General features: G+C 42.7%; 17 protein-coding genes. 4 read left to right on the top strand and 13 right to left on the bottom strand.

Going from position 1 to position 20,778, the window contains the following annotated elements; all coding sequences use genetic code 11:
- Positions 1-6 precede the first annotated feature (6 nt).
- Both ACY2A0_RS01500 and ACY2A0_RS01505 read left to right on the top strand, forming a co-directional pair.
- Complete coding sequence (locus tag ACY2A0_RS01500; RefSeq protein WP_013632654.1) at positions 7-2,100, top strand: type IA DNA topoisomerase; 2,094 nt, start codon at positions 7-9, stop codon at positions 2,098-2,100.
- Positions 2,090-2,971, top strand: a complete 882-nt coding sequence (locus ACY2A0_RS01505) for an ORF6N domain-containing protein (protein WP_160812521.1) — start codon at positions 2,090-2,092, stop codon at positions 2,969-2,971. Before ACY2A0_RS01500 ends, ACY2A0_RS01505 begins: the two co-directional genes overlap by 11 nt.
- Before the next feature lie 81 nt (positions 2,972-3,052).
- On the opposite strand, the gene arsB is transcribed toward ACY2A0_RS01505, so the two are convergent.
- Genes arsB through ACY2A0_RS01525 form a run of 4 tightly spaced genes read right to left on the bottom strand, consistent with a single transcriptional unit; the run spans position 3,053 to position 5,572 of the window.
- The gene (gene arsB / locus ACY2A0_RS01510) at positions 3,053-4,081 is read right to left on the bottom strand and encodes an ACR3 family arsenite efflux transporter (RefSeq protein WP_091098876.1); all 1,029 of its coding nucleotides are present in this window, start codon (positions 4,079-4,081) and stop codon (positions 3,053-3,055) included.
- 3 nt (positions 4,082-4,084) lie between these two features.
- Complete coding sequence (locus ACY2A0_RS01515; RefSeq protein WP_072885949.1) at positions 4,085-4,699, bottom strand: low molecular weight phosphatase family protein; 615 nt, start codon at positions 4,697-4,699, stop codon at positions 4,085-4,087.
- A gap of 19 nt (positions 4,700-4,718) precedes the next feature.
- The gene (locus tag ACY2A0_RS01520) at positions 4,719-5,183 is read right to left on the bottom strand and encodes a DUF6428 family protein (RefSeq protein WP_003002385.1); all 465 of its coding nucleotides are present in this window, start codon (positions 5,181-5,183) and stop codon (positions 4,719-4,721) included.
- A gap of 59 nt (positions 5,184-5,242) precedes the next feature.
- Entirely contained in the window at positions 5,243-5,572 is a 330-nt protein-coding gene (locus ACY2A0_RS01525; RefSeq protein WP_047094742.1) for an ArsR/SmtB family transcription factor, read from the bottom strand.
- A gap of 226 nt (positions 5,573-5,798) precedes the next feature.
- On the opposite strand from ACY2A0_RS01525, the gene ACY2A0_RS01530 reads away from it, so the two are divergent.
- Both ACY2A0_RS01530 and ACY2A0_RS01535 read left to right on the top strand, forming a co-directional pair.
- A complete protein-coding gene (locus ACY2A0_RS01530) occupies positions 5,799-6,236 on the top strand; it encodes a DUF1896 domain-containing protein (RefSeq protein WP_047094741.1) in 438 nt (145 codons plus the stop codon).
- Positions 6,223-11,661, top strand: coding sequence for an N-6 DNA methylase (locus ACY2A0_RS01535; protein ID WP_461791217.1), 5,439 nt, complete (start codon positions 6,223-6,225; stop codon positions 11,659-11,661). The genes ACY2A0_RS01530 and ACY2A0_RS01535 overlap by 14 nt, the downstream gene beginning before the upstream one ends.
- A 6-nt stretch (positions 11,662-11,667) precedes the next feature.
- Here the strand turns inward: ACY2A0_RS01535 and ACY2A0_RS01540 are convergent, their stop codons facing one another.
- The 9 genes from ACY2A0_RS01540 to ACY2A0_RS01580 form a co-directional block, all read right to left on the bottom strand.
- The gene (locus ACY2A0_RS01540) at positions 11,668-12,489 is read right to left on the bottom strand and encodes an RteC domain-containing protein (protein WP_160812519.1); all 822 of its coding nucleotides are present in this window, start codon (positions 12,487-12,489) and stop codon (positions 11,668-11,670) included.
- Positions 12,490-12,750: 261 nt separating this feature from the next.
- Positions 12,751-15,024: a multicopper oxidase domain-containing protein gene (locus ACY2A0_RS01545; RefSeq protein ID WP_160812518.1), complete on the bottom strand. Its 2,274-nt coding sequence runs from the start codon at positions 15,022-15,024 to the stop codon at positions 12,751-12,753.
- A 13-nt stretch (positions 15,025-15,037) separates the two neighbouring features.
- The gene (locus ACY2A0_RS01550) at positions 15,038-15,493 is read right to left on the bottom strand and encodes a heme-binding domain-containing protein (protein ID WP_047094738.1); all 456 of its coding nucleotides are present in this window, start codon (positions 15,491-15,493) and stop codon (positions 15,038-15,040) included.
- 32 nt (positions 15,494-15,525) lie between these two features.
- Positions 15,526-15,945, bottom strand: coding sequence for a hypothetical protein (locus ACY2A0_RS01555; RefSeq protein WP_047094737.1), 420 nt, complete (start codon positions 15,943-15,945; stop codon positions 15,526-15,528).
- A gap of 26 nt (positions 15,946-15,971) precedes the next feature.
- Entirely contained in the window at positions 15,972-16,496 is a 525-nt protein-coding gene (locus ACY2A0_RS01560; RefSeq protein WP_002993268.1) for a DUF305 domain-containing protein, read from the bottom strand.
- An 11-nt stretch (positions 16,497-16,507) separates the two neighbouring features.
- A complete protein-coding gene (locus ACY2A0_RS01565; RefSeq protein ID WP_002993266.1) occupies positions 16,508-17,173 on the bottom strand; it encodes a DUF3347 domain-containing protein in 666 nt (221 codons plus the stop codon).
- Between the two features lie 6 nt (positions 17,174-17,179).
- Positions 17,180-19,300 carry a heavy metal translocating P-type ATPase gene (locus ACY2A0_RS01570; protein ID WP_047094736.1) on the bottom strand — a complete coding sequence of 707 codons (2,121 nt, stop codon included), beginning with the start codon at positions 19,298-19,300 and terminating at the stop codon, positions 17,180-17,182.
- An 18-nt stretch (positions 19,301-19,318) separates the two neighbouring features.
- Positions 19,319-19,624: a hypothetical protein gene (locus ACY2A0_RS01575; RefSeq protein WP_013407366.1), complete on the bottom strand. Its 306-nt coding sequence runs from the start codon at positions 19,622-19,624 to the stop codon at positions 19,319-19,321.
- Positions 19,625-19,638: 14 nt separating this feature from the next.
- Positions 19,639-20,520: a DUF3347 domain-containing protein gene (locus ACY2A0_RS01580; RefSeq protein ID WP_461787868.1), complete on the bottom strand. Its 882-nt coding sequence runs from the start codon at positions 20,518-20,520 to the stop codon at positions 19,639-19,641.
- Between the last annotated feature and the right edge of the window lie 258 nt (positions 20,521-20,778).

Genomic DNA, 20,778 nt, shown 5'->3' on the forward strand with positions numbered 1-20,778 from the left:
TACAGTATGAAAACAATCATTGCAGAAAAACCAAGCGTAGCAAGGGAAATAGCCGGACTTGTGGGAGCATCCGATAAAAAGGATGGCTACCTGACAGGTAACGGCTATTTTGTTACGTGGGCATTCGGTCATTTAATAGGACTGGGAATGCCCGAAGATTACGGCATTTCGGGATTTGATAAAGCATCCCTGCCGATATTGCCCAACCCGTTTTTATTGACCGTCCGCAAGGTCAAAAAAGACAAAGGGTACACCGCCGATACTGGCGCATTAAAGCAACTGAAAGTCATTGAGCAGCTTTTTAAGCAAAGCAACAGCATCATCGTTGCTACCGATGCAGGTCGTGAGGGCGAACTCATTTTCAGGTACATTTATGAATACCTGAAATGCAACAAACCTTTTGAACGCCTTTGGATAAGTTCGCTTACCGAAAAGGCAATAAAGCAAGGCTTCAACAACCTAAAAGACGGGGCAGCATTTGACGGACTGTATCAGGCAGCGCAAGGCAGAAGCCGTGCCGACTGGCTTGTAGGCATCAATGCTACACAGGCATTGAGCATTGCCGCAGGCAATGGTATCTATTCGCTTGGAAGAGTGCAAACGCCCACACTGGCTTTGATATGCAAACGTTACCTCGACAATAAGAATTTCACGGTAAAGAAATACTGGCAGATACAATTAACGCACAACAAAGCCCAGGTTGATTTCAAAAGTATTTCCGCAACCAAATGGGACGAAAAGCAACTTGCTGATGATACCCTTAAAGCTATTCAGCGTGGCGCAACGGCAACCTTTACATCAGTAGAAACCAAAAGCGTTACAGAACAACCGCCCTTGCTTTTCGACCTGACAGGCTTACAAAAGGAAGCCAACAAAAGGCTGAAATTATCTGCTGAAGCAACGCTCAATATTGCGCAAAGCCTGTACGAAAAGAAGTTTATCACGTACCCACGTACCGGGAGCAAATACATCCCTGAAGATATGTGGGCAGAAATTCCAAACCTCGTGCGGGCATTGCAAAATCGTGAGGATTGCAAGCAAGCCCTTACCAAAATCAAATGGGGACGGTTCAACAAACGTATCGTGAATGACCTCCGTGTAACGGACCATCACGGTTTGTTGATTACGGACAAAGTGCCGTCCGTACTTAATGCAGACGAAAACAAGATTTACAATATGATTGCGCTTCGCTTGCTTGAAGCCATATCGCAAGCCTGTGTCAAAGAAATAACCGATGTATCATTACAGGTATTGCATTACGACTTTACGGCAAAAGGCTGTAAAATTCAGGAAGCGGGTTGGCGTTCCATAAAAGGAAGTTTTACCGATGACGGCGAAGAGCCAGTGCAGGAATTACCTGAACTGCATAAAGGCGACGAACTTGCCATAAAGGAAGCCGCAGTTTTGGAAAAGCAGACCAAACCACCAGTGCTTTACACCGAAGCCGGGCTTTTGTCGGCTATGGAAACCGCAGGGAAAGAAATTGAGAACGAAGAAGAACGCAAAGCCCTCAAAAATATCGGCATCGGTACTCCTGCAACAAGAGCCGCCATTATCGAAACCCTGTTTACCCGTAATTATATCCAACGGGATAAACGTTCTTTAATCCCTACGGAAAAAGGATTGCAGGTGTACGGGCTTGTAAAAGACCGGAAAATTGCAGACGTGGCAATGACTGCCGAATGGGAATTGGCGTTACAGAAAATAGAAAATAACGAAGCGGATGCCGGAACATTCCAAAAGGAAATGGAAACCTATGCCAAATCTATTACCGATGAATTGCTACAAACCTCTATTGCAAGCACCAACCAACCCAAACTAACCTGCCCGAAATGCAAAAGTCAGCAGCTTATTATCCGTGACAAGATTGTGAAATGCCCTGATGAGGCTTGTAACTGGGTACAGTTCCGCACCGTCTGCGGTGTACAAATCAGTATCGAAAATGTAACAAACCTTGTCAATAAAGGCAAAACCTCTCTTATCAAAGGAATGACAAGCAAAGCCGGAAAGAAATTCGATGCTTACATCATTCTGAAAGAAAACGCTGAAAGTTCCTTTGAGTTTGAAAAAAACAAAAGCAGTAAACGCAATGGAAAATAAACCGTCAATCGTACCCAAAGAAATCAGGAACCTGATTTATACTATCCGGGGCAAACAGGTAATGTTGGATAGCGACCTCGCTGCCTTATATCAGGTAGAAACAAAGAACCTGAACAAAGCTGTTAAAAGAAATATTAAGCGTTTTCCTGTATCATTCTGCTTTCAACTGACCGAAGAGGAAGTTGAAAACTTGAGGTTCCAAATTGGAACCTCAAGTTTAAATTACGGCGGCAGACGTTATTTGCCCTATGCTTTTACGGAACAAGGCGTTGCAATGGCATCTGCCATACTTCGTTCTGATATAGCCGTTAAAATGAGTGTGGAAATAATGGAAGCCTTTGTAGAAATGCGGCGTATGCTCATCAGCAACGCTTCTTTGTTTCATCGTTTGGACAATATCGAGTTAAAGCAACTGGAAGCCGACCAAAAATTTGAAGAGATTTTTAAGGCTTTGGAAAGCGACAAGCTGCACAGCGAAAAAGGCATTTTCTACAACGGGCAGATTTTTGATGCCTACGCCTTTGTTTCCGATATTATCCGTAGTGCCAAAAGCTCTGTTATCCTGCTTGATAATTATGTGGATGATACGGTGCTTACCTTGTTGGATAAGCGTAAGACTAATGTAACCGCTACAATCCTTACCAAAAGTATCAGCAATCAGTTACGGTTAGACTTACAACGCTACAATAGCCAATATCCTCCGATAGAAATTGAAGTGTTTTCCGACGCCCACGACCGTTTTTTGATTATTGACCATACAGAACTCTACCATATAGGGGCATCGCTCAAAGACCTGGGCAAAAAATGGTTTGCTTTTTCAAGAATGGATATTGAAGTCGGCAGGATGCTTCAAATATTGAACAAGCCGTAAAAAATGAACCTCCGAATTATCGGAGGTTCATTTTTAGTTTTTTTATGCTTCAAAATGCTCTAATACGTTCTTAAATAACCTTTAGTAATATTTCTTCTTTAGCCATAAACTTGCTTTTACCAACAGTATCAGTACAGGTACTTCTACCAACGGTCCTATAACGCCCACAAATGCCTGTGGAGAATGAATACCGAAAACCGCTATTGCTACGGCTATTGCCAATTCAAAATTGTTTCCTGTGGCTGTAAATGCGATGGATGCGTTTTTGTCGTAAGGAACGTTTAAAGATTTATTGATAAAGAAGCTGACAAAAAACATTAGTACAAAATAGATGATTAACGGTATGGCTACTTTTACTACATCCATTGGCAGTTCTAATATTTTATCGCCTTTCAGACTGAACATTAATACGATTGTAAACAGTAAAGCATATAATGTAATGGGCGATATTCGAGGTACAAATTTCCTGTTATACCATTCTATTCCTTTTGACTTTACCAATGCGTAACGGCTTATAAAACCTGCTAAGAAAGGAATGCCTAAGTATATTAATACGCTTTCGGTTACGTCTTTCATTGATACGCTTACATTGAAATTGGCTACTCCTAATTTGCTTGGTAATACATTAATGAATAACCAAACTAAGAAGCTATAAGAAATTATCTGAAAGATGCTGTTTAATGCAACTAACATAGCTGTGTATTCTCTGTTTGCTTTAGCTAAATCGCTCCATACGATTACCATTGCGATACATCTTGCCAAACCTATCAATATCAAGCCTGTCATATAATCGGGTTCATTACGTAAAAACAAAACGGCTAATCCGAACATCAATATTGTACCGATAACCCAATTGAGCAATAAGGATATGCCGATTACTTTTTTATCCTTAAATGCTTGGGGCAATAATGAATAATCCACTTTTGCCAATGGCGGGTACATCATCAGTATCAGACCTATTGCCAAAGGAACGTTTGTAGTGCCTACGGATAAAGCATTTGTAATTTTTGATATTCCCGGAAAGAAATACCCTAAACCTATACCTGCTGCCATTGCAAGGAATATCCATAAGGTAAGGTAACGGTCAAGAAATTTTAGTTTTGGTTGCATTGGTTATTGACTGACTTTTGAAAAAACATAAAACATTTCCGTTGCTATCTGTAAACTTCTTTCTGCATATACCTGTGATTGCTCCGGTGTATTGTCTGAAATTTTAGGGTCTTCAAATGTGATAGGTATCCTTTTTTCTGCACCTGCAATAAATGGACATCCACCGTCTGCCTGTGAACAGGTCATAATGGCTGTAAATGCTGATACTGGGTTGAAAGGACTATCGTACTTTTTTGAAAAGCCGATAACAGGCAAAGCATTATCGCTGTATTTTATGGCATATACAGGGTTATTAGTATCTGCGATTTTGAAAATGTTAAACCCCTGATTAGTCAATGTTTCTGCAACTTTCGGAAATAGTGACGTTTCTTCCGTACCGCCCGAATAACAATGTACATTTGGTATATTAAAATGTGCTGACGCTACCTGTGCCCAAACCTGTGATAAATGGCTTCTTCGGGAATTGTGGGTACAGATGAAATTGATATTTATATCCTGCCTGTCGTTTACTTTTTGCTGTATAAAATCAATCAGCGGTTGTAATACGGCTTTACGTTCTTCGCTGATGCTTTGTACATCAATTTTGTTGTTAATGATTTCGATTAGTTTTTGATACATCGCATTTTGTTTTTAGTGTTTAGCAACATCCCGAATTTGGTGTACAGCAAGCATTATTCAGCTCTGATAATTTTACCTTTTGCTTTTCGGCAGGAATACCGCAAGCATCACTTGCCAGGCAAGCGGTTTGCTTGTTTTTCAGTACAAAATGGTTTCCGTTAAAATTCAAATCGTATTTACCAACCGTTTCGCTTTGGTATTCTACTTCTATTTCGGCATCTTCAATACCCAACTTTTCTTCGGATAGCTTAATGATGTTTAATAGCTTTGTTGGCTTTAATCGGTGTTCAAAATCGTTGGCATTCCATAATTGGAAATTGACAACTTTTTCGTTTCTAATTGTTCCGCCACAATCAATGAAGTGTTTTGTAATAACACCTATCTCGGTAACGTGAAAGTGTTCGGGTACAAATGTTCCGTTCTCTAATTGAAATTCAACATTATCCAATGCTGGTAAGATTTCTTTGATGTTTGATAGTTTCATTATTTTTTTATTTAATTGTTATATTGCTTTATTGCGATTAATGTGCTTAAAAAAAATGCTTAACAGCATTTATCAACCTCTACATTATCTATAAAGAAAGCATTGAGTTCCTTTTTAATCTGCTGCCAAACATTTTCATCAATACAGTAGCACACACTTGTCCCTTCTATATTGCCTTTGATGATACCAATGTTTTTAAGCTCTTTTAAATGTTGTGAAATCGTAGCCTGCGCCAATCCTAATTCTTCCACTAAGTCATTACAAATGCAAGCATTCTGCTTGATGATGTATTGCAGGATAGCTATACGGGCAGGATGAGCCAGTGCCTTTAAAGTGGTTGCCAAGCTGTTTTGCTGTTCTGTAAATATTTCTGTTTTTGTTACGCCCATCTTATTTGTAATAATATATCGCAATATTACGATAAATATTTAAACCACAAAAGTAGTTTGTGAAAAAACATATAGCCAAGCACCAATTCTGTATAAATAATCAGTTCAATTTTCTATTGTAAATCGCCAAATCCTGCCTTTCAAAGCCAAACGCTGCAACATTATCAAAGGCATTTGCTCCTGCTTATAATTTTAGGATTTAAGTAAAATTCTAATCAAAATAAGTATGGATGTACAGCAAAAAGACCTGTCGTATTTCAGATTACGACTGCAAGAATTATTAAACAGCAGCTTTCCCGAAAAGGCACACGACCAAAAATTTATTGACCAACGGTCTTCGTGGGCTGCCAATGCTTATGAGGGTGCTTTCCGTTCGGGAAACGCCGTTGAGCAATGCGACGAAATAGCCAACTACATACTTTTTGAGGGCTTGCACTTCTCCAAGTTCGACACGGTTTTCAAAGTGGTATGCAATGAATTTGATACCATAATGGCAGACGAGGAACTGCGACCGTTCGCCCTTAAAATGTTTCCCGTTTGTGAGCCTGTTTTCGCAGGATATGAATTAACTGATGATTTCGCCAACGGAAATGAGTTTGATTTACTCTATACCGAACTGACCGGAACCATCTCAATATGGATTGAGGAAAATGGGCTTCAGTAAGCGGTTCCATCTCCAACAGAATATTGATGCCCTGCGAATTGTTTTTAAACTGGAAAAGGAGAAACGGCAAGCCACCGTAGGAGAAAGACTGCTAATGATGCGATACAGCGGATTTGGCGGTCTTAAGTTCGTTCTGAACGCCGTAGAAAACGAAATAGACATCAATCATTGGAGAAAAACAGAACACGACCTTTTTCCACTCACGCAGGAACTCCACCAACTCCTCAAAGACAATTCCCAAGACGATAAGCAATACCGCAGGTATGTGGACAGTATGAAAAGTTCCGTGCTGACGGCTTTTTATACCCCGCCAAAGGTTATAGATGCCATTTCATCTGCCTTGCGGGATAATGGTCTGCACATTGATAAATTCCTCGAACCCTCCGCAGGTATCGGTTCATTCATCCAATCCTTTTCGGAAAATCAGAAAGCCAGTGTTACCGCTTATGAAAAAGACTTGCTTACAGGCAAGATTTTAAAGCAGCTTTACCCCGAAAGCAATATCCGTATCAACGGTTTTGAGGAAATTCCCGAAAGGGAACAAAACAACTATGATATAATCGCCAGTAATATACCGTTCGGCGATACTTCTGTATTTGACCTTTCTTATTCACGCAGCAGAAACAGCGCAAAGGAACAGGCTGCCCGAAGCATACACAATTACTTTTTTCTGAAAGGTGCTGATATGCTCCGTGAGGGTGGTTTGTTGGCTTACATCACTTCGCAGGGCATTCTGAATAGCCCTAAGAACGAACCCATACGCAGGGCGTTGATGCAGGATAATAATTTGGTTTCGGTTGTAAGACTGCCCAACAATCTGTTTACCGAATATGCAGGTACGGAAGTGGGCAGCGACCTGATTATCCTGCAAAAAAATACGGCAAAACAAAATCTGACCGACAGGGAAGATCTGTTTTGCCAAAGCAAGCCAACCGAATACAATACGCCGGGCAATGCGCTCTTTCAGGACGGTACAAGAATTATCCATACCGACCAGAAATTAGATACCGACCCATACGGTCAACCTGCCTTAATCTATACGCATAAAGACGGTGTTGAGGGTATTGCCAAAGATTTGAAACAAATGCTTTCCGAAGATTTTGGGAACCATCTGAATTTGAATTTATACAAAGGCGAACGCAATGATGAGCCTATGATACAAATTCCGATTGAACCAAAGGTTACACCTCCGGTCATAGACCCTGCAATCGTTCAGCAAAAACCGCAGCTTATAACCACTCCGGTAGTCCATCAGGAAAGCCCACAGGAACTAAAACAACTAAGCATTTTTGACCTGTTTGAAAGTGCGGGTGAGCCTGTAATGGTGCTTGCTCCACCTAAAAGAACTACCCAAAACAAAAGGCAAAGTAGTAATAAAAGAAGAGGCACAATAGGTCGTCAACCCGACCTGTTCAGCAGTGCCAGGCAGCAACCTTATACACCGCTAAAATCCAATGGTGCTACCAATGGAAAAAGCCAAGTAAACAGCAAAAAACAGGAAGTCATCGGCGACCTGTTTTCACAAATAAACGGCAATGGCCAGTCTGATAAGACTGCCATTCCCGTTACCGATATTAACACCGTTCCTGAACCTGCTCCGTATAGCGGCGAACTGCAATTATTCCACCGGAATGATTGCCTTGTGGTGGATAACGGTTGGGTCGGCTATTTGCAAGAGGTGGATAAGGAAGACAAAAAAGCTATCTTTCATCCATTGCAATTGCCGTCGGCACAGAAAGCAAGAGCCGAAGCCTACATAGCCGTAAGGGACAGTTATATCAACCTGTACCAAAAAGAAGCTGAAAAACAGACCGAACACAGGGAAGAACGGGAAACCCTGAACCTGTTGTACGATGCCTTTACCAAAAAATACGGCAATCTCAATACTGCCGACAATGCCAAGCTGATAAAAACAGACAGTGCAGGTAAAGAAATCCCCTATCTGGAGCGTGTCATTGGCGGCATAATCCATAAAGCGGATATTTTCAGCCGTCCGGTCAGTTTCTCTACTACCACGTTAGCAACCGACAATCCCGAAGAGGCTTTAGCTGCCTCCCTGAACAAATACGGAAATTTGGATTTGGACTTTATGTCCGAAATCAGCAGCCTGCCTGCCGATACCCTGAAAGAAGCCCTGCACGGGCGGTTGTTCTACAATCCGCTACAACAGGAATATGAAATAGCCGAACGTTGGATTGCAGGCAACGTGGTGGAGAAAGCAGATGAAGTAAGAGCCTATCTCGAAAACTATCCCGATGATACCGAAGCCAAAGAAAGCCTTACCGCTTTAGAGGAAGCCCGACCAAAACGTATCGAATTTGAGGAACTGGATTTTAACCTCGGCGAACGGTGGATACCTACCGGAATTTATGCCCGTTTCGCTTCGCATTTGTTCGATGCGGATGTACTGGTTCATTACTCCGAAAGCTCCGACGACTTTTCCGTAAAGTGTCATCAGGGCAATATGCACATTTGGGAAAAATATGCGGTCAAAGCGGAAAGCCGCACGTTTGACGGTATTGCCCTGCTTAAACACGCCCTTGTCAATACCACGCCTGATATTACCAAAAAAGTAATGGTTGGCGACCAAGAGGTTAAAGTACGGGATATGGAAGCCATACAAATGGCGAACACCAAGATTGACGAAATCCGTACCGCCTTTACCGACTGGCTACACGCACAGAACGATGAGTTTAAAAACAGGCTGACCGACCAGTACAACGATACCTTTAATTGTTTCGTTCGCCCAAACTATGACGGAAGCCATCAGGAATTTCCGGGATTAGACCGCAAGGGAGCAGGCATTGAAGACCTGTATTCAAGTCAAAAGGACACCGTTTGGATGATAAAGCTGAACAACGGTGCTATCTGCGACCACGAAGTAGGCGCAGGAAAAACGCTGATAATGTGTACCGCAGCGCAGGAAATGAAGCGTTTGGGATTAGCCCATAAGCCGATGATTATCGGGCTGAAAGCAAATATACCTGCCATTGCCGAAGACTACCGTAAAGCCTATCCACACGCCAAAATCCTTTATCCGGGTATTGATGATTTTACGCCGAAAAAACGCCTGCGGATTTTCGGGGATATTAAAAATAATGATTGGGATTGCGTGATACTTACGCACGACCAGTTCGGAATGATACCGCAATCGCCCGAAATACAAAAGGAAATCCTCGAAATAGAACTGGACAGCGTAGAGCGCAATCTCGATGCCCTGAAATCGCAGGGCAAGGAAGTGACAAGGGGAATGCTCGCCGGGGTAATCAAGCGGAAAGAAAATCTTGAAGTAAAGCTGAAAACGCTGCAACACGATATTGAAAACCGTAAGGATGATATTGTGGACTTTAAGATGATGGGCATAGACCATTTGTTTGTGGACGAAAGCCACCAGTTCAAAAACCTGATGTTCAACACCCGTCATACACGGGTTGCCGGACTGGGGAACGTGGACGGCAGCCAAAAGGCACTGAACCTGCTGTTTGCAATCCGCACCATTCAGGAGCGTACCAATGCGGATATGGGTGCAACCTTTCTTTCGGGTACAACCATCAGCAATTCATTAACGGAATTGTACCTGCTGTTTAAATACCTGCGCCCCCGTGCATTGGAAAAACAGGGTATTCATTCCTTTGATGCGTGGGCAGCTATCTATGCACGGAAAACGACCGATTATGAATTTTCGGTAGCTAACAATATTTTAGCAAAAGAGCGTTTCCGCTACTTTATCAAAGTGCCGGAACTGGCACAGTTCTATTCTGAAATCACGGATTACAGAACGGCTAAGGATATTGGTATTGACCGCCCCACTAAGAACGAGGTATTGTACAACATACCGCCAACGCCCGACCAAGAAGCCTTTATCCAAAGCCTGATGCAGTTTGCCAAAACGGGCGATGCTACTTTGCTCGGTAGAGAACCATTATCGCAAAGGGAAGAAAAAGCAAAGATGCTCATTGCGACGGACTATGCCCGTAAGATGTCGCTCGATATGCGTATGGTAAGTGGTATATACGACGACCATCCCGACAACAAGGCTTCGCATTGTGCGGTAAATATCGCCAAGTATTACAACCAGTTCAACGCACAGAAAGGAACGCAGTTCGTTTTCTCCGATTTGGGAACCTACAAGCCCGGCGAATGGAACGTGTACTCCGAAATAAAACGCAAACTCGTGGAGGACCACGGCATACCTGCGCACGAAGTAAGGTTTATTCAGGAAGCGAAAAATGATAAGCAACGTAAGGAACTTATCAACGGAATGAACGAGGGCAAAATCCGTGTACTGTTCGGTTCTACAAGTATGCTCGGAACTGGCGTAAACGCACAGAAAAGAGCTGTTGCCGTTCATCATTTAGATACACCGTGGCGACCGTCTGACCTTGCCCAAAGGGACGGGCGGGCAATCAGAAAAGGCAATGAGATTGCCAAATTCTTTGCCGATAATAAAGTTGCTGTGATTATCTATGCAGTTGAAAAATCGTTGGACAGTTACAAATTCAACCTGCTGTATAATAAGCAGCTTTTCATCGACCAGTTAAAGACTAACAACCTGACCAAAAGAACGATTGACGAGGGAAGTATGGACGAAAAATCGGGAATGAACTTTTCGGAATATGTGGCAATCCTGTCAGGAAATACAGACCTGTTGGATAAAGCCAAACTGGAAAAACAGATTGCCGGACTGGAAAGCGAAAAGCAGGCGTTCAACCGCTCTAAATCCAGTGCCAAATTTAAGGTACAGGATTATATGGAAATGTTGCAAAGCACTCAATCCCGTTTGAGCCGGATGAGTACCGACTGGGAAAACTTACAGCAACGCCTGCAAAAGCGTTCGGACGGTACAATCGAAAACCCTGTGCTGTTAGATGGCTTGCCGCCCAATGCAAATCCGAAACAAATAGGCGCAAAACTGAACGAGATTGCGAACAAAGCCCGCACGGCAGGCGACTATCGTGAAATAGGCAACCTCTACGGGTTTCAATTATTGGTTAAAACAGAACTTCCAAAGGATAATTCAACACTCGAAAGGGTCAATAGATTTTTTATAACTGGCGAGGGCAATATCAAGTACACCTACAATAACGGTCTGATGGCAAAAGACCCCGAAACCGCCGCAATGAATTTTTTAAGGGCTTTGGAAAAACTGCCGGGCTTTGTGAAGCAGGAGCAGGAGAAAATCGCTGAAATACAAAAAGACCTGCCGATACTTCAGGAAGTGGTTAACGGTACTTGGGCTAAGGAAAGTCGATTGAGTGAGCTTAAAACGGAACTGGCTGCCGTAGAAAGAAAGATACAGCTATCTATTACGCCGGAAACCAAACAAGATGCTTCGGAGCAGGCAGAAAAGCAGAATGAAGCCCCAAAGGTGCAGGAAAGCATTATACGGACAAAAGGCGTTCATTCACCTCGTGGCGTATTATAATAGTCGTTACTTTTCGTCCTTTTCGTCCATTTTTTTTATTAGGGCTTCACAGAGGCTGTCAAGGAATTTGGTTCGGTTTATCTTACGGGCTTTCAGTTCCATAAACGTGTGGTAAAAATCGCCTAACTCAATATTAAAGGCTTCTTCAAAAGTTTTAGCTATCAATTTTATGTCTGTATTCCCATTGTTAAATACACCGTGGGAGTACAGTGCATATATGAGTTCCGTCAGTGCCGTTTTACTTGCCGTCCATTTCAATGAATTGTCCGAACCCCTTTTCACATTGATGTTATTGAGCCTGTCTTCCAAATAAACTTGTATCAGGTCATTGGCAATAATCTTGGCAACCTTATAATCGTGTGTAGTAGAAAAACGATGGTCTGCTTCAAAATAAAATGTGTCTAACCACAGCCTTATATCGTGCTTGCCACGCACAAAGAATTTTTCGTCAACGAAAGAATTATTGCTGCGGTAATACTTGTAAAAATCAAGGTTGTTTTCAAAGAACCTTTTTAGCTTTTTCAGTTCTTTGGTAAAATATTTCTTGGTACGCTTGTTCCCGTAGGGTCTTCTTGTTTCGATTTTATAGATGGCATTGTAGTAGATGAGCTTTGAAACAATAACAGGTTTCTGATACTTGAAAAAATGGATTTCTTCTTCCATATTCTTAAAGTCATTTTTCAGTACAAAGTCCTTTAAGTCGGCAAGGCTTTGTATGATATGGTGTATAACGGCTTCAATTCTTTTTATGGGGCAGTCGGTTTCAATCTCCAGTTCCTGGATTGCAGTTTCCAATTTAAGATATGTTTCATTGTAAAATTTATCCATTCGCTTCATTTTGATGTAATATATTATTGGTTAATACAGAAAAGCTAACACTGTTCGTATTAGCTTATGATGCAATTACTGCTTAAAAAAATTCAACCTCTACCGTATTGATGATGGAACGATAGATAGATTTTTGTTGCATACTTTAAAGGGTTGTAGTATGATGCAGGTTAGTCTTTGCGAATTACACCTGCATCACCTCCTTTTTTTTACCGATATTTTTTTACGGTTATGCAGTTTACAACCCTTAGTTATTTAATTTTAATAAGTCAATGCCAGCCCCACACCAAAGCCCATATCGCTATCATAGTGGGTACGTATACCTATATTCTTATTAATGATATACCTAAGTTCTCCCATATACTCTAAGTCGGTATTCACCATAAAACCACCTCTTAGTCTTTTTGAAATTGGTATATCTTCACGCATTATCTGCAATCTCACAATTCCATCATGATATACTTCTGCCTGAAAATTGACCAGCATAGGTAACGTATACATAAACCCTAAACTGAACGCCCTGCGGGTGTCTTTCTTGTTGGTTTGTCCAAATATGTTCTTTTCGTGTTCATCTTCTCCCATTTTACGGTAGCGGTAATCAAAACCTACAAAGGGCATGAACCATTGCATCTTTCCAATGTATCTACCTAAATGGGTTTCTACTTCATAACCGTGCATACTATTATAGCCTAAACGCCATTCTGTTCCTAATTGGTAGCGTGCATTCATTAGCATAGCTTCTCCATCATTACCATTGGTTGCAAAATCGTTTTGTGCCATAAAATGAGGCATATTACTTTCTCTTTGCAATTCTTTATAGGCTTTTGCCTTGTCGGGTAGATAGGGGTTATTGTAGTCTCCAACTTCAAAGACCCTGTTCATTCCCGCCATCATGTGATATAATATATGGCAATGAAAGAACCAATCACCCTCCTCATTTGCTAAAAACTCAATGGTATCTGTTTCCATAGGCATGATATCCAACACATTTTTAAGCGGCGATTTTTCGCCTTTTCCGTTTATCACCCTGAAATCAAATCCGTGAAGATGCATTGGATGCCGCATCATTGAATTATTATAAATGGTAATCCGTAGAATTTCTCCTTTTTTTACAGGTATTTTGTCAGTTTCCGAAAGTATTTTATTATCCATGCTCCATACATAGCGGTTCATGTTGCCAGTAAGTGTGAATTTCAACTCTTTTACAGGCGCATCATTTGGAAGAGAGGTGTTATAAGGTGATTGCAACATAGCATAATTTAATGTTTTGATGTCTCCCAAGGCATTAGCGTTGTAACGGTTAGCGTCGTTATCCATATCCATACCCTCATGCTTACTGTGGTCTGCTTTTTTTGTTGCATCTCCGGTAATTTCGGGATACATCACTACATTCATGTCCATTTGGTTAAGGCTCATCTTCATGCCCATATCGTTCAAATCGCCATTCATTTTCATCATATCGTTCATCATCTTCATCCCCTCGAAATACTTCAATCGTGGGAGTGGAGAAATAAGCTGTTTGACCCCATCACCTATAAAGTAACTCGCAGATTGTGTCCTGTCTTCGGTTGTTGCTAAGAACTCGTAAGCCAAACCATCTTGAGGGATAGTCACTACAATATCGTAAGTTTCAGAAACGGCAATGATTAACCTGTCCACCTCTACAGGCTCAACATCATTCCCATCATTAGCTACTACTGTAATTTTCCCTCCAGCATATCTTAGCCAGAAATACGAAGACGCCCCGCCATTGGAAACGCGTAATCTGACTTTGTCACCTGCTTTTAGCTTTTTACCACCAATTGTTTTCAAATCGGTGCTATGGCTACCATTTATTAGGATTTTATCATAGTACACATCACTGACATCCATCGCCAGCATCCGTTTCCACTCATTTTTTACCTTTACGCCTAATTTTCCCTCCTTAATAGCTTCAACGTACGATTGCGTAGCACCTTTCTTAATGGCCGCCCAATCATTTGCATTGTGTAGCATACGGTTGATGTTATCCGGGTTAAGATTTGTCCACTCACTTAATATAATCGGGACGGTCGGCAAATCGTCAATTCCTTTTCTAAAGGTTTTATCGTCGCCTCTTTTTTTCATGATAAAACTACCGTACATGCCTATCTGCTCCTGCAAGCCTGAGTGCGAATGATACCAGTGCGTGCCATGCTGGATAATCGGAAAACGGTAGGTGTAGGTTGTACCCGGTGCGATGGGCTTTTGCGTAAGCCAGGGCACACCGTCTTCTTTATTGGGCAGGAACACACCATGCCAGTGCAGTGATGTGCTTTCTTTCAATTGGTTGTGCACCACTATTTCGGCAGTGTCGCCCTCGGTAAAGGTAAGGGTGGGCATGGGGATTTGCCCGTTTACGGCAATCGCCCTTTTTTGCTTACCTGCATAGTTGACAAGTGTATCTTTTACATACAGCTCGTAATGCACTACTCTCTGTGCAAACAGCGTTTGCGTGCAAAGCAGTATCAGCACTGTTTGCAATATTCTTATGGGTATTTTTTTATATCTGTTCATTCGTTGAAAAATTTTATTTAATGCTGTCTTCCATTGTGCCAAACCACGCTATCAAAACCTGCTTATCCTCCGGTGACAATACTGCATTGCGATGAATTAGCGTATATGACGACAATGGCATTTCCCCGTCCTTTATTTGTCCGGCCATCGACCTAAACTTATTTCGGCGTCTGCGGGCAGAATAGTCGCCAAACTCGCTAAAGTTAAGTTCGTCTTTTCCTTTTTTGATATGTTCTGCCATATACCATGCGCCGGGTTGGATACGGCTATACCACGGGTATCGGGTATTGTTGCTGTGGCAGTCGTAACAGGACTGGACAAGGATAGCCTTTACATTTTGGGGTACGGCGTACACCCTTTCGATATGGGTGGCTGGCACTTCAACCGCCTGGTTCCGTAAGGGCTGAAAGAACTGTATGGCAATCAGGACGACAGCCAGCCCCAATATGATTTTCTTCTTTATGGTCATAATTATTTTATTGTGGCTTCATCTTTTTGTGTCTACTGTTTTTTCACATACTTGGCATAATTCCCCTTGTTTTCAAAATAGGAAACTTCACCGTTATTCCCTGTCACAGCAATCACCGCAACAGCTTTGTCCACCTGCTTATGGGAATAGGGGTCTATCGCCATCCGCACGGTGGCATCTTTTGGAATACGCTCTTTGCACATTTCGCAGCACCCGTAATATATTTTACCGTCAAATTTTACGTCAAACTGCTTTTTGCCCATATAGGCATCGTTGACCATGCAGACTTCATCCGATGGAACCAATTCACCTATTTGGGTACTATGCCCGTGGCTTTCCGGAGTTGCCTGCGAATGATGCTGTGCCGCTTCATCCTTATTTGACCCTGCCTGCCCGCAAGCGGTGAATAGCAGGGCTGATAAGGAAATAAAGCCAATTATTATTTTGCTCATGTCGAAACTTGTTTTTTTAAATTTTATTATTTACTTTCTTCAAACTCTTTTAGCTTGCGCTTCATTAGTTCAATTTCTTCCGCTTGGGTTTTAAGTATATTTTTTTGCAGCTCTATCAGTTCCGGGTCGGTCAGGTGTGCCTTTTCGGACATCAATATGGCTGCTGCGTGATGGGGTATCATACCCTTTGCAAACTGCTTGTCCCCGACATTGATTTGTTCCCTGATACCAAACCATGAAAAGATGCCAACAGCAACCGAGATGATGGCTATCGCCCAATTCATCTTCCTGTTGGGGTACATTACTTTCATTATCGCTAATTCGATAAGCAGCATTGCCGAGGTCATCAGCAGGGTCATGTACAAATTGTTGATATTGGGTATCAGGTTCTGCCACCCGTCAATCATGGCGTACATGATAAAATACATCACTGCGAACATTGCGACAGCCATCACCGCAAAGCGTTTGTACATGGCCGAAGCATGTTTTGTATTGTGCGTGCCATGCTCCGAGGAATGACCCGCATGGTGACTGTTTTGCATATTTTCCATAACCCTGAATTTTATTTGCTGTTAATTGTTTTTTCCACCTTACCGCAGGTCAGCATTTTAGAGCCGTAGTAAGGGTTTTTGATTTCCTTGTTTTCGCTAAACCAAACAGCACCCTTACCGTCATTGAACATCGGGCAATGGTCTTGATACAATGTTTGCGATGTACCGAACAAATCAATCAGGTCTTTCAAATCTTCGCCAAGCGAGGCTAAATGTTCCCGCTGGTGGTGAATGTTGCCAACATTTTCCCCGATATGTTCTGCGTGTTCTTTAGCATCGTCCGCTATGTCCATGTACTTTTTGTGCTTATCAGCAGGAACGGCTTTCATGTCCACTTTATTCAGGGTAGCTAACAGCTTTTTCCCTGAACTGGCGGCAGCTTTGTCATCGTCCGAAACAAGGGCGTTCTTTAAGGACAGATAATCGGTAACTATGGGCGCAATAGAAAAGTTTTTTGCTTCTTCTTTTCCTGTTGCTTTTGCTTCCTGACCGCTCGGAGTTTCACTCACAACGGGCGCAGCTACCGTATCATCCTCTTTTGGTTGGGAAGCTGACTGTTCTTGTGATACAACAGCAGTATCACTTGAAGACTGCTCGTTTTTGTTGGATGCCTGATTGCATGATACTGTTACAAATGCCATGATAACAGCAATGATTGATAATGTTAGATTTTTCATTTTTATTTATTTTTTGATTTTTAAAAAACTTGCGTTAATAGCCACTACAATGGTGCTTACACTCATCAGCACAGCACCCATAGCGGGACTTAAAACAAAATTCGGATAGAGTACGCCTGCCGCAAGCGGTATTGCCACCACGTTGTAGCCAACCGCCCATATCAGGTTCTGTACCATCTTTTTGTAGGTAAGTTTGCCGAAGTCAATCAGTTTGACCACATCCCTCGGGTCGCTGTCTACCAATATGATATCCGCTGTTTCGGCAGCCACGTCCGTACCGGAACCCACGGCAATTCCAACATCTGCCTGTGCCAGTGCAGGTGCATCATTTACACCATCACCAGTCATTGCTACGATTTCGCCTTTTGCCTGAAACTCCTTTACTTTCTCCTGCTTGTTATGCGGAAGCACATTGGCCAAATACCCGTCCATACCCAATTTTCCGGCTACGGCAGCAGCAATCCTGTCGTTGTCCCCGGTGAGCAGAAAGGACTTGATGCCCATTTTTTTGAGTTCCTCAATCGCCTGTGCCGAACCTTCACGGATGCTGTCTGCCAAAGTAATGATGCCGATTACCCGGTCATCAATGAGGACAAAGTTGACCGTTTCGGCTTCCTGATTGATTTCGCTTGGTATTTCCGGCAGGGAAAGGTGGTTTTCGGTGAAATAATTCGGGCCGCCAGCTACGACATTTTTCCCGTTCACAACACCTTTAACACCTATGCCCTGCATATAGCTGAAGTTTTCAGACTTCCATAAGGCAAGGCTCTTTTCTTTCAATGTAGCCATAATGCCTTTGGCGATATGGTGTTCCGAATTTTGCTGTACTGCGGCAGCATACTGGATAACCTCATCGGCATTATATTCATCCGTTAACGGTATAACCTTTTCTACTGCATGGGAACCTTTGGTGAGCGTTCCGGTCTTATCAAAAATGACGGTGGAAAGTTTGCGGGTGGTTTCAAATGCCGTACGGTTGCGGATGAGCAGGCCATTGGTCGCCGAAAGCGTTGTGGAAATGGCGACCACCAACGGGATAGCCACGCCCAATGCGTGCGGGCAGGCCGTTACCATCACCGTCACCATTCTTTCAAGCGCAAAGGCAATATCTCCACTGCTTGCATACCAATAGGCAAATGTGCCTATGCCAACGGCAATGGCAATAAAGGTGAGCCATTTGGCAACTTTGTCCGCAAGGTTCTGTGTATTAGACTTGGTAGCCTGCGCTTCCTGCACAAGATTGATAACCCTGTTCAGGTAGCTGTCTTTTCCCACGGCTGTTACCTTGACTTTCAGCGCACCATCGCCATTGATAGAGCCTGCGATGACCTTTCCGTCTTTTTCCTTTTTTACGGGAACACTTTCTCCGGTAAGCATGCTCTCGTTGATATACGAAAGCCCCTCCAGTACCAATCCATCGGCTGGAATTTTTTCACCCGGTTTTATGATAGCCGTTTCACCGCTTTGCAGGTCTTCAAGCTTTATTTTTACCGCTTCTCCGTTTCGCTCCACCGTGACATCGTTAGGCAGCAAAGCAACCAATGATTGCAAAGCCCGTGAAGCAGCCATTTGGGAACGCATTTCCAGCCAATGCCCTAACAGCATGATGTCAATTAGGGTTGCCAGTTCCCAAAAGAAATCCATACCCTGCAAGCCAAATACAACGGCTACGGAATAGACATAGGCTACGGATATGGCGATAGCAACAAGTGTCATCATCCCTATGGCTTTGGCTTTCACCTCGCCAATCATTCCCTTTAGGAATGGTAAGCCTCCATAGCAATAAATCACCGTACCCAATGCCAGCAACACATATTTATCGCCATTGAAAGCAAGCGAGAAACCTAACCATTGCTGTATCATGTGCGACAGGAGCAGTATAGGGATTGTAATGACAAGGCTTATCCAAAAACGAGTGAGGAAATCACCTGTATGATGTCCCTCATGTTTGTTAAAGTTTTCGTCAGCATGGCCATGTTGAGAATGCCCGGAATGCCCATGTTCTGATGTGTGTTCATGAGAAACTGACGCACCGCCAACGGGAACCAATGCCATGCCACAGAGCGGGCATTTGCCCGGTTCGTCTTTTAGCACCTGTGGGTGCATAGGACAAGTATATTTTTTCATAACAAGGGGTTTTAAAAGTTATGTTGCACTTAATTTTTTTGCCATCTCATGGGTCATTTCTTCGGCATAAGTACCATAGGCATCAACAAGTACGCCTTTATTCTTACTATCATTAGACGATATGGCATAAATTACGGCATTGTTATCAGGACTGCTGTCGAGGCTTTCAAACCTATGAGTTTCCGTAACCGTAAAATCCTCCGGTTTTAGTTTCAGGCTCCTTGACGTACAGTACAGACAGTCCGGCAACAGACTAAAGTCCATACTGTACCCACGTTGTCTTAGGTCTTTAAGCGCCTGCACCATGTCATTGTACTGTACCATAGCTTTCAGACCTGTTATTTAATGGTTTCGACCGTACTTCCGCAGGTGAGCATCTGTGAGCCGTAATATGGATTTTTAACCGCATTCTCTTTACTTAGCCAATTGGCTCCCTTACTTCCGTTGTACATAGGGCAGTGCTGGTAATAAATGGGGGTGTCCTGTTTAGAAACTTTGGCAAGTGTGTAGATGCTTTCCGAAAGTGCCGCAAAAGCACTTCTTTGTTTTGCAACATCTTTTGATTTTGAAATGCTTTCCGCATTGGCCGTCAAGTCCTGCATCACTTTCATCCAAGCCGTATGTTCCTCTGCCGATAGCTTATTCATATCGACTGCTTTAAGGGATGCGGCCAATTCAGCGGCATTGGCAGATGCGGTCGCCGCATCGGTTTTTATCAAAGCGTCTTTCACTGAAAAGTAGTTGTCAAATACAGCTTTTAGCTGTGATTGGTTTTGGGCTGCATCTTTGTTAGCGGATGCTGCCATTTGGCCATGGTCGTGATTGCCATGTCCGGCATTCATGTCCATTCCCGCCTCTTTGTTTTTGGCAACCGTCTTCACTGGTCTATCATACTGGCAGCAACCAGCCAGTTTAGCATATACGTCATCCGGCGCACGGAACTTCTCACTGTCATAACCAGCCAAAGCGATACGTTTCAGGATTTCATCCTGATTTGTTTTGTCGCCGTCATAGGTGAGCGTAGCCATCTTGGTATCTTTGTTCCAGTCCACGCTGGCTACCTTTTTTACGTTACCTGCTTTTTCGATGGTGGTTTTGCACATACCACAATTGCCGTAAATCTTTACGGTTTCTGTTTTCGCATTCTTGATTTGTGCGAAGCCGTTTATTGATGATAGTAACACGGCGATTACCATCACTATTTTTGATAATGATTTCATAATAATTACATTTTGAGAAACGGGGGATTGATAAACCCGTTTCTGTTTTAAATTTTAAGTAAATGATACAAATAGGGGATTTGCAAAAGCCGGAACAGCTTCTGACAGGACACACCTATGGCTATCAGGCCATAGTTTTAGCTTATTTTAGGCGGTAGCCAAATGGAGAAAAAGCCCGAAGAATAGTAGGCTTCTTTGAAACCGAATTTTTGCTTTTTAGCTGCTGCTAAGTGATTTTTTGCCTTTAATTCGATTATG

Origin of the sequence: Pedobacter sp., from assembly GCF_965249885.1 — a bacterium.
Classification (GTDB): Bacteria; Bacteroidota; Bacteroidia; order Sphingobacteriales; family Sphingobacteriaceae; genus Pedobacter.

Coding starts and splice junctions, on each gene's coding strand:
- ACY2A0_RS01540 (WP_160812519.1), bottom strand. CDS start 12,489: ATGGATAAATTTTACAATGAAACATATCTTAAATTGGAAACTGCAATC.
- ACY2A0_RS01555 (WP_047094737.1), bottom strand. CDS start 15,945: ATGAGCAAAATAATAATTGGCTTTATTTCCTTATCAGCCCTGCTATTC.
- arsB (WP_091098876.1), bottom strand. CDS start 4,081: ATGCAACCAAAACTAAAATTTCTTGACCGTTACCTTACCTTATGGATA.
- ACY2A0_RS01565 (WP_002993266.1), bottom strand. CDS start 17,173: ATGAAAAATCTAACATTATCAATCATTGCTGTTATCATGGCATTTGTA.
- ACY2A0_RS01550 (WP_047094738.1), bottom strand. CDS start 15,493: ATGACCATAAAGAAGAAAATCATATTGGGGCTGGCTGTCGTCCTGATT.
- ACY2A0_RS01535 (WP_461791217.1), top strand. CDS start 6,223: ATGGGCTTCAGTAAGCGGTTCCATCTCCAACAGAATATTGATGCCCTG.
- ACY2A0_RS01515 (WP_072885949.1), bottom strand. CDS start 4,699: ATGTATCAAAAACTAATCGAAATCATTAACAACAAAATTGATGTACAA.
- ACY2A0_RS01525 (WP_047094742.1), bottom strand. CDS start 5,572: ATGGGCGTAACAAAAACAGAAATATTTACAGAACAGCAAAACAGCTTG.
- ACY2A0_RS01580 (WP_461787868.1), bottom strand. CDS start 20,520: ATGAAATCATTATCAAAAATAGTGATGGTAATCGCCGTGTTACTATCA.
- ACY2A0_RS01530 (WP_047094741.1), top strand. CDS start 5,799: ATGGATGTACAGCAAAAAGACCTGTCGTATTTCAGATTACGACTGCAA.
- ACY2A0_RS01570 (WP_047094736.1), bottom strand. CDS start 19,300: ATGAAAAAATATACTTGTCCTATGCACCCACAGGTGCTAAAAGACGAA.
- ACY2A0_RS01500 (WP_013632654.1), top strand. CDS start 7: ATGAAAACAATCATTGCAGAAAAACCAAGCGTAGCAAGGGAAATAGCC.
- ACY2A0_RS01505 (WP_160812521.1), top strand. CDS start 2,090: ATGGAAAATAAACCGTCAATCGTACCCAAAGAAATCAGGAACCTGATT.
- ACY2A0_RS01520 (WP_003002385.1), bottom strand. CDS start 5,183: ATGAAACTATCAAACATCAAAGAAATCTTACCAGCATTGGATAATGTT.
- ACY2A0_RS01545 (WP_160812518.1), bottom strand. CDS start 15,024: ATGAACAGATATAAAAAAATACCCATAAGAATATTGCAAACAGTGCTG.
- ACY2A0_RS01575 (WP_013407366.1), bottom strand. CDS start 19,624: ATGGTACAGTACAATGACATGGTGCAGGCGCTTAAAGACCTAAGACAA.
- ACY2A0_RS01560 (WP_002993268.1), bottom strand. CDS start 16,496: ATGGAAAATATGCAAAACAGTCACCATGCGGGTCATTCCTCGGAGCAT.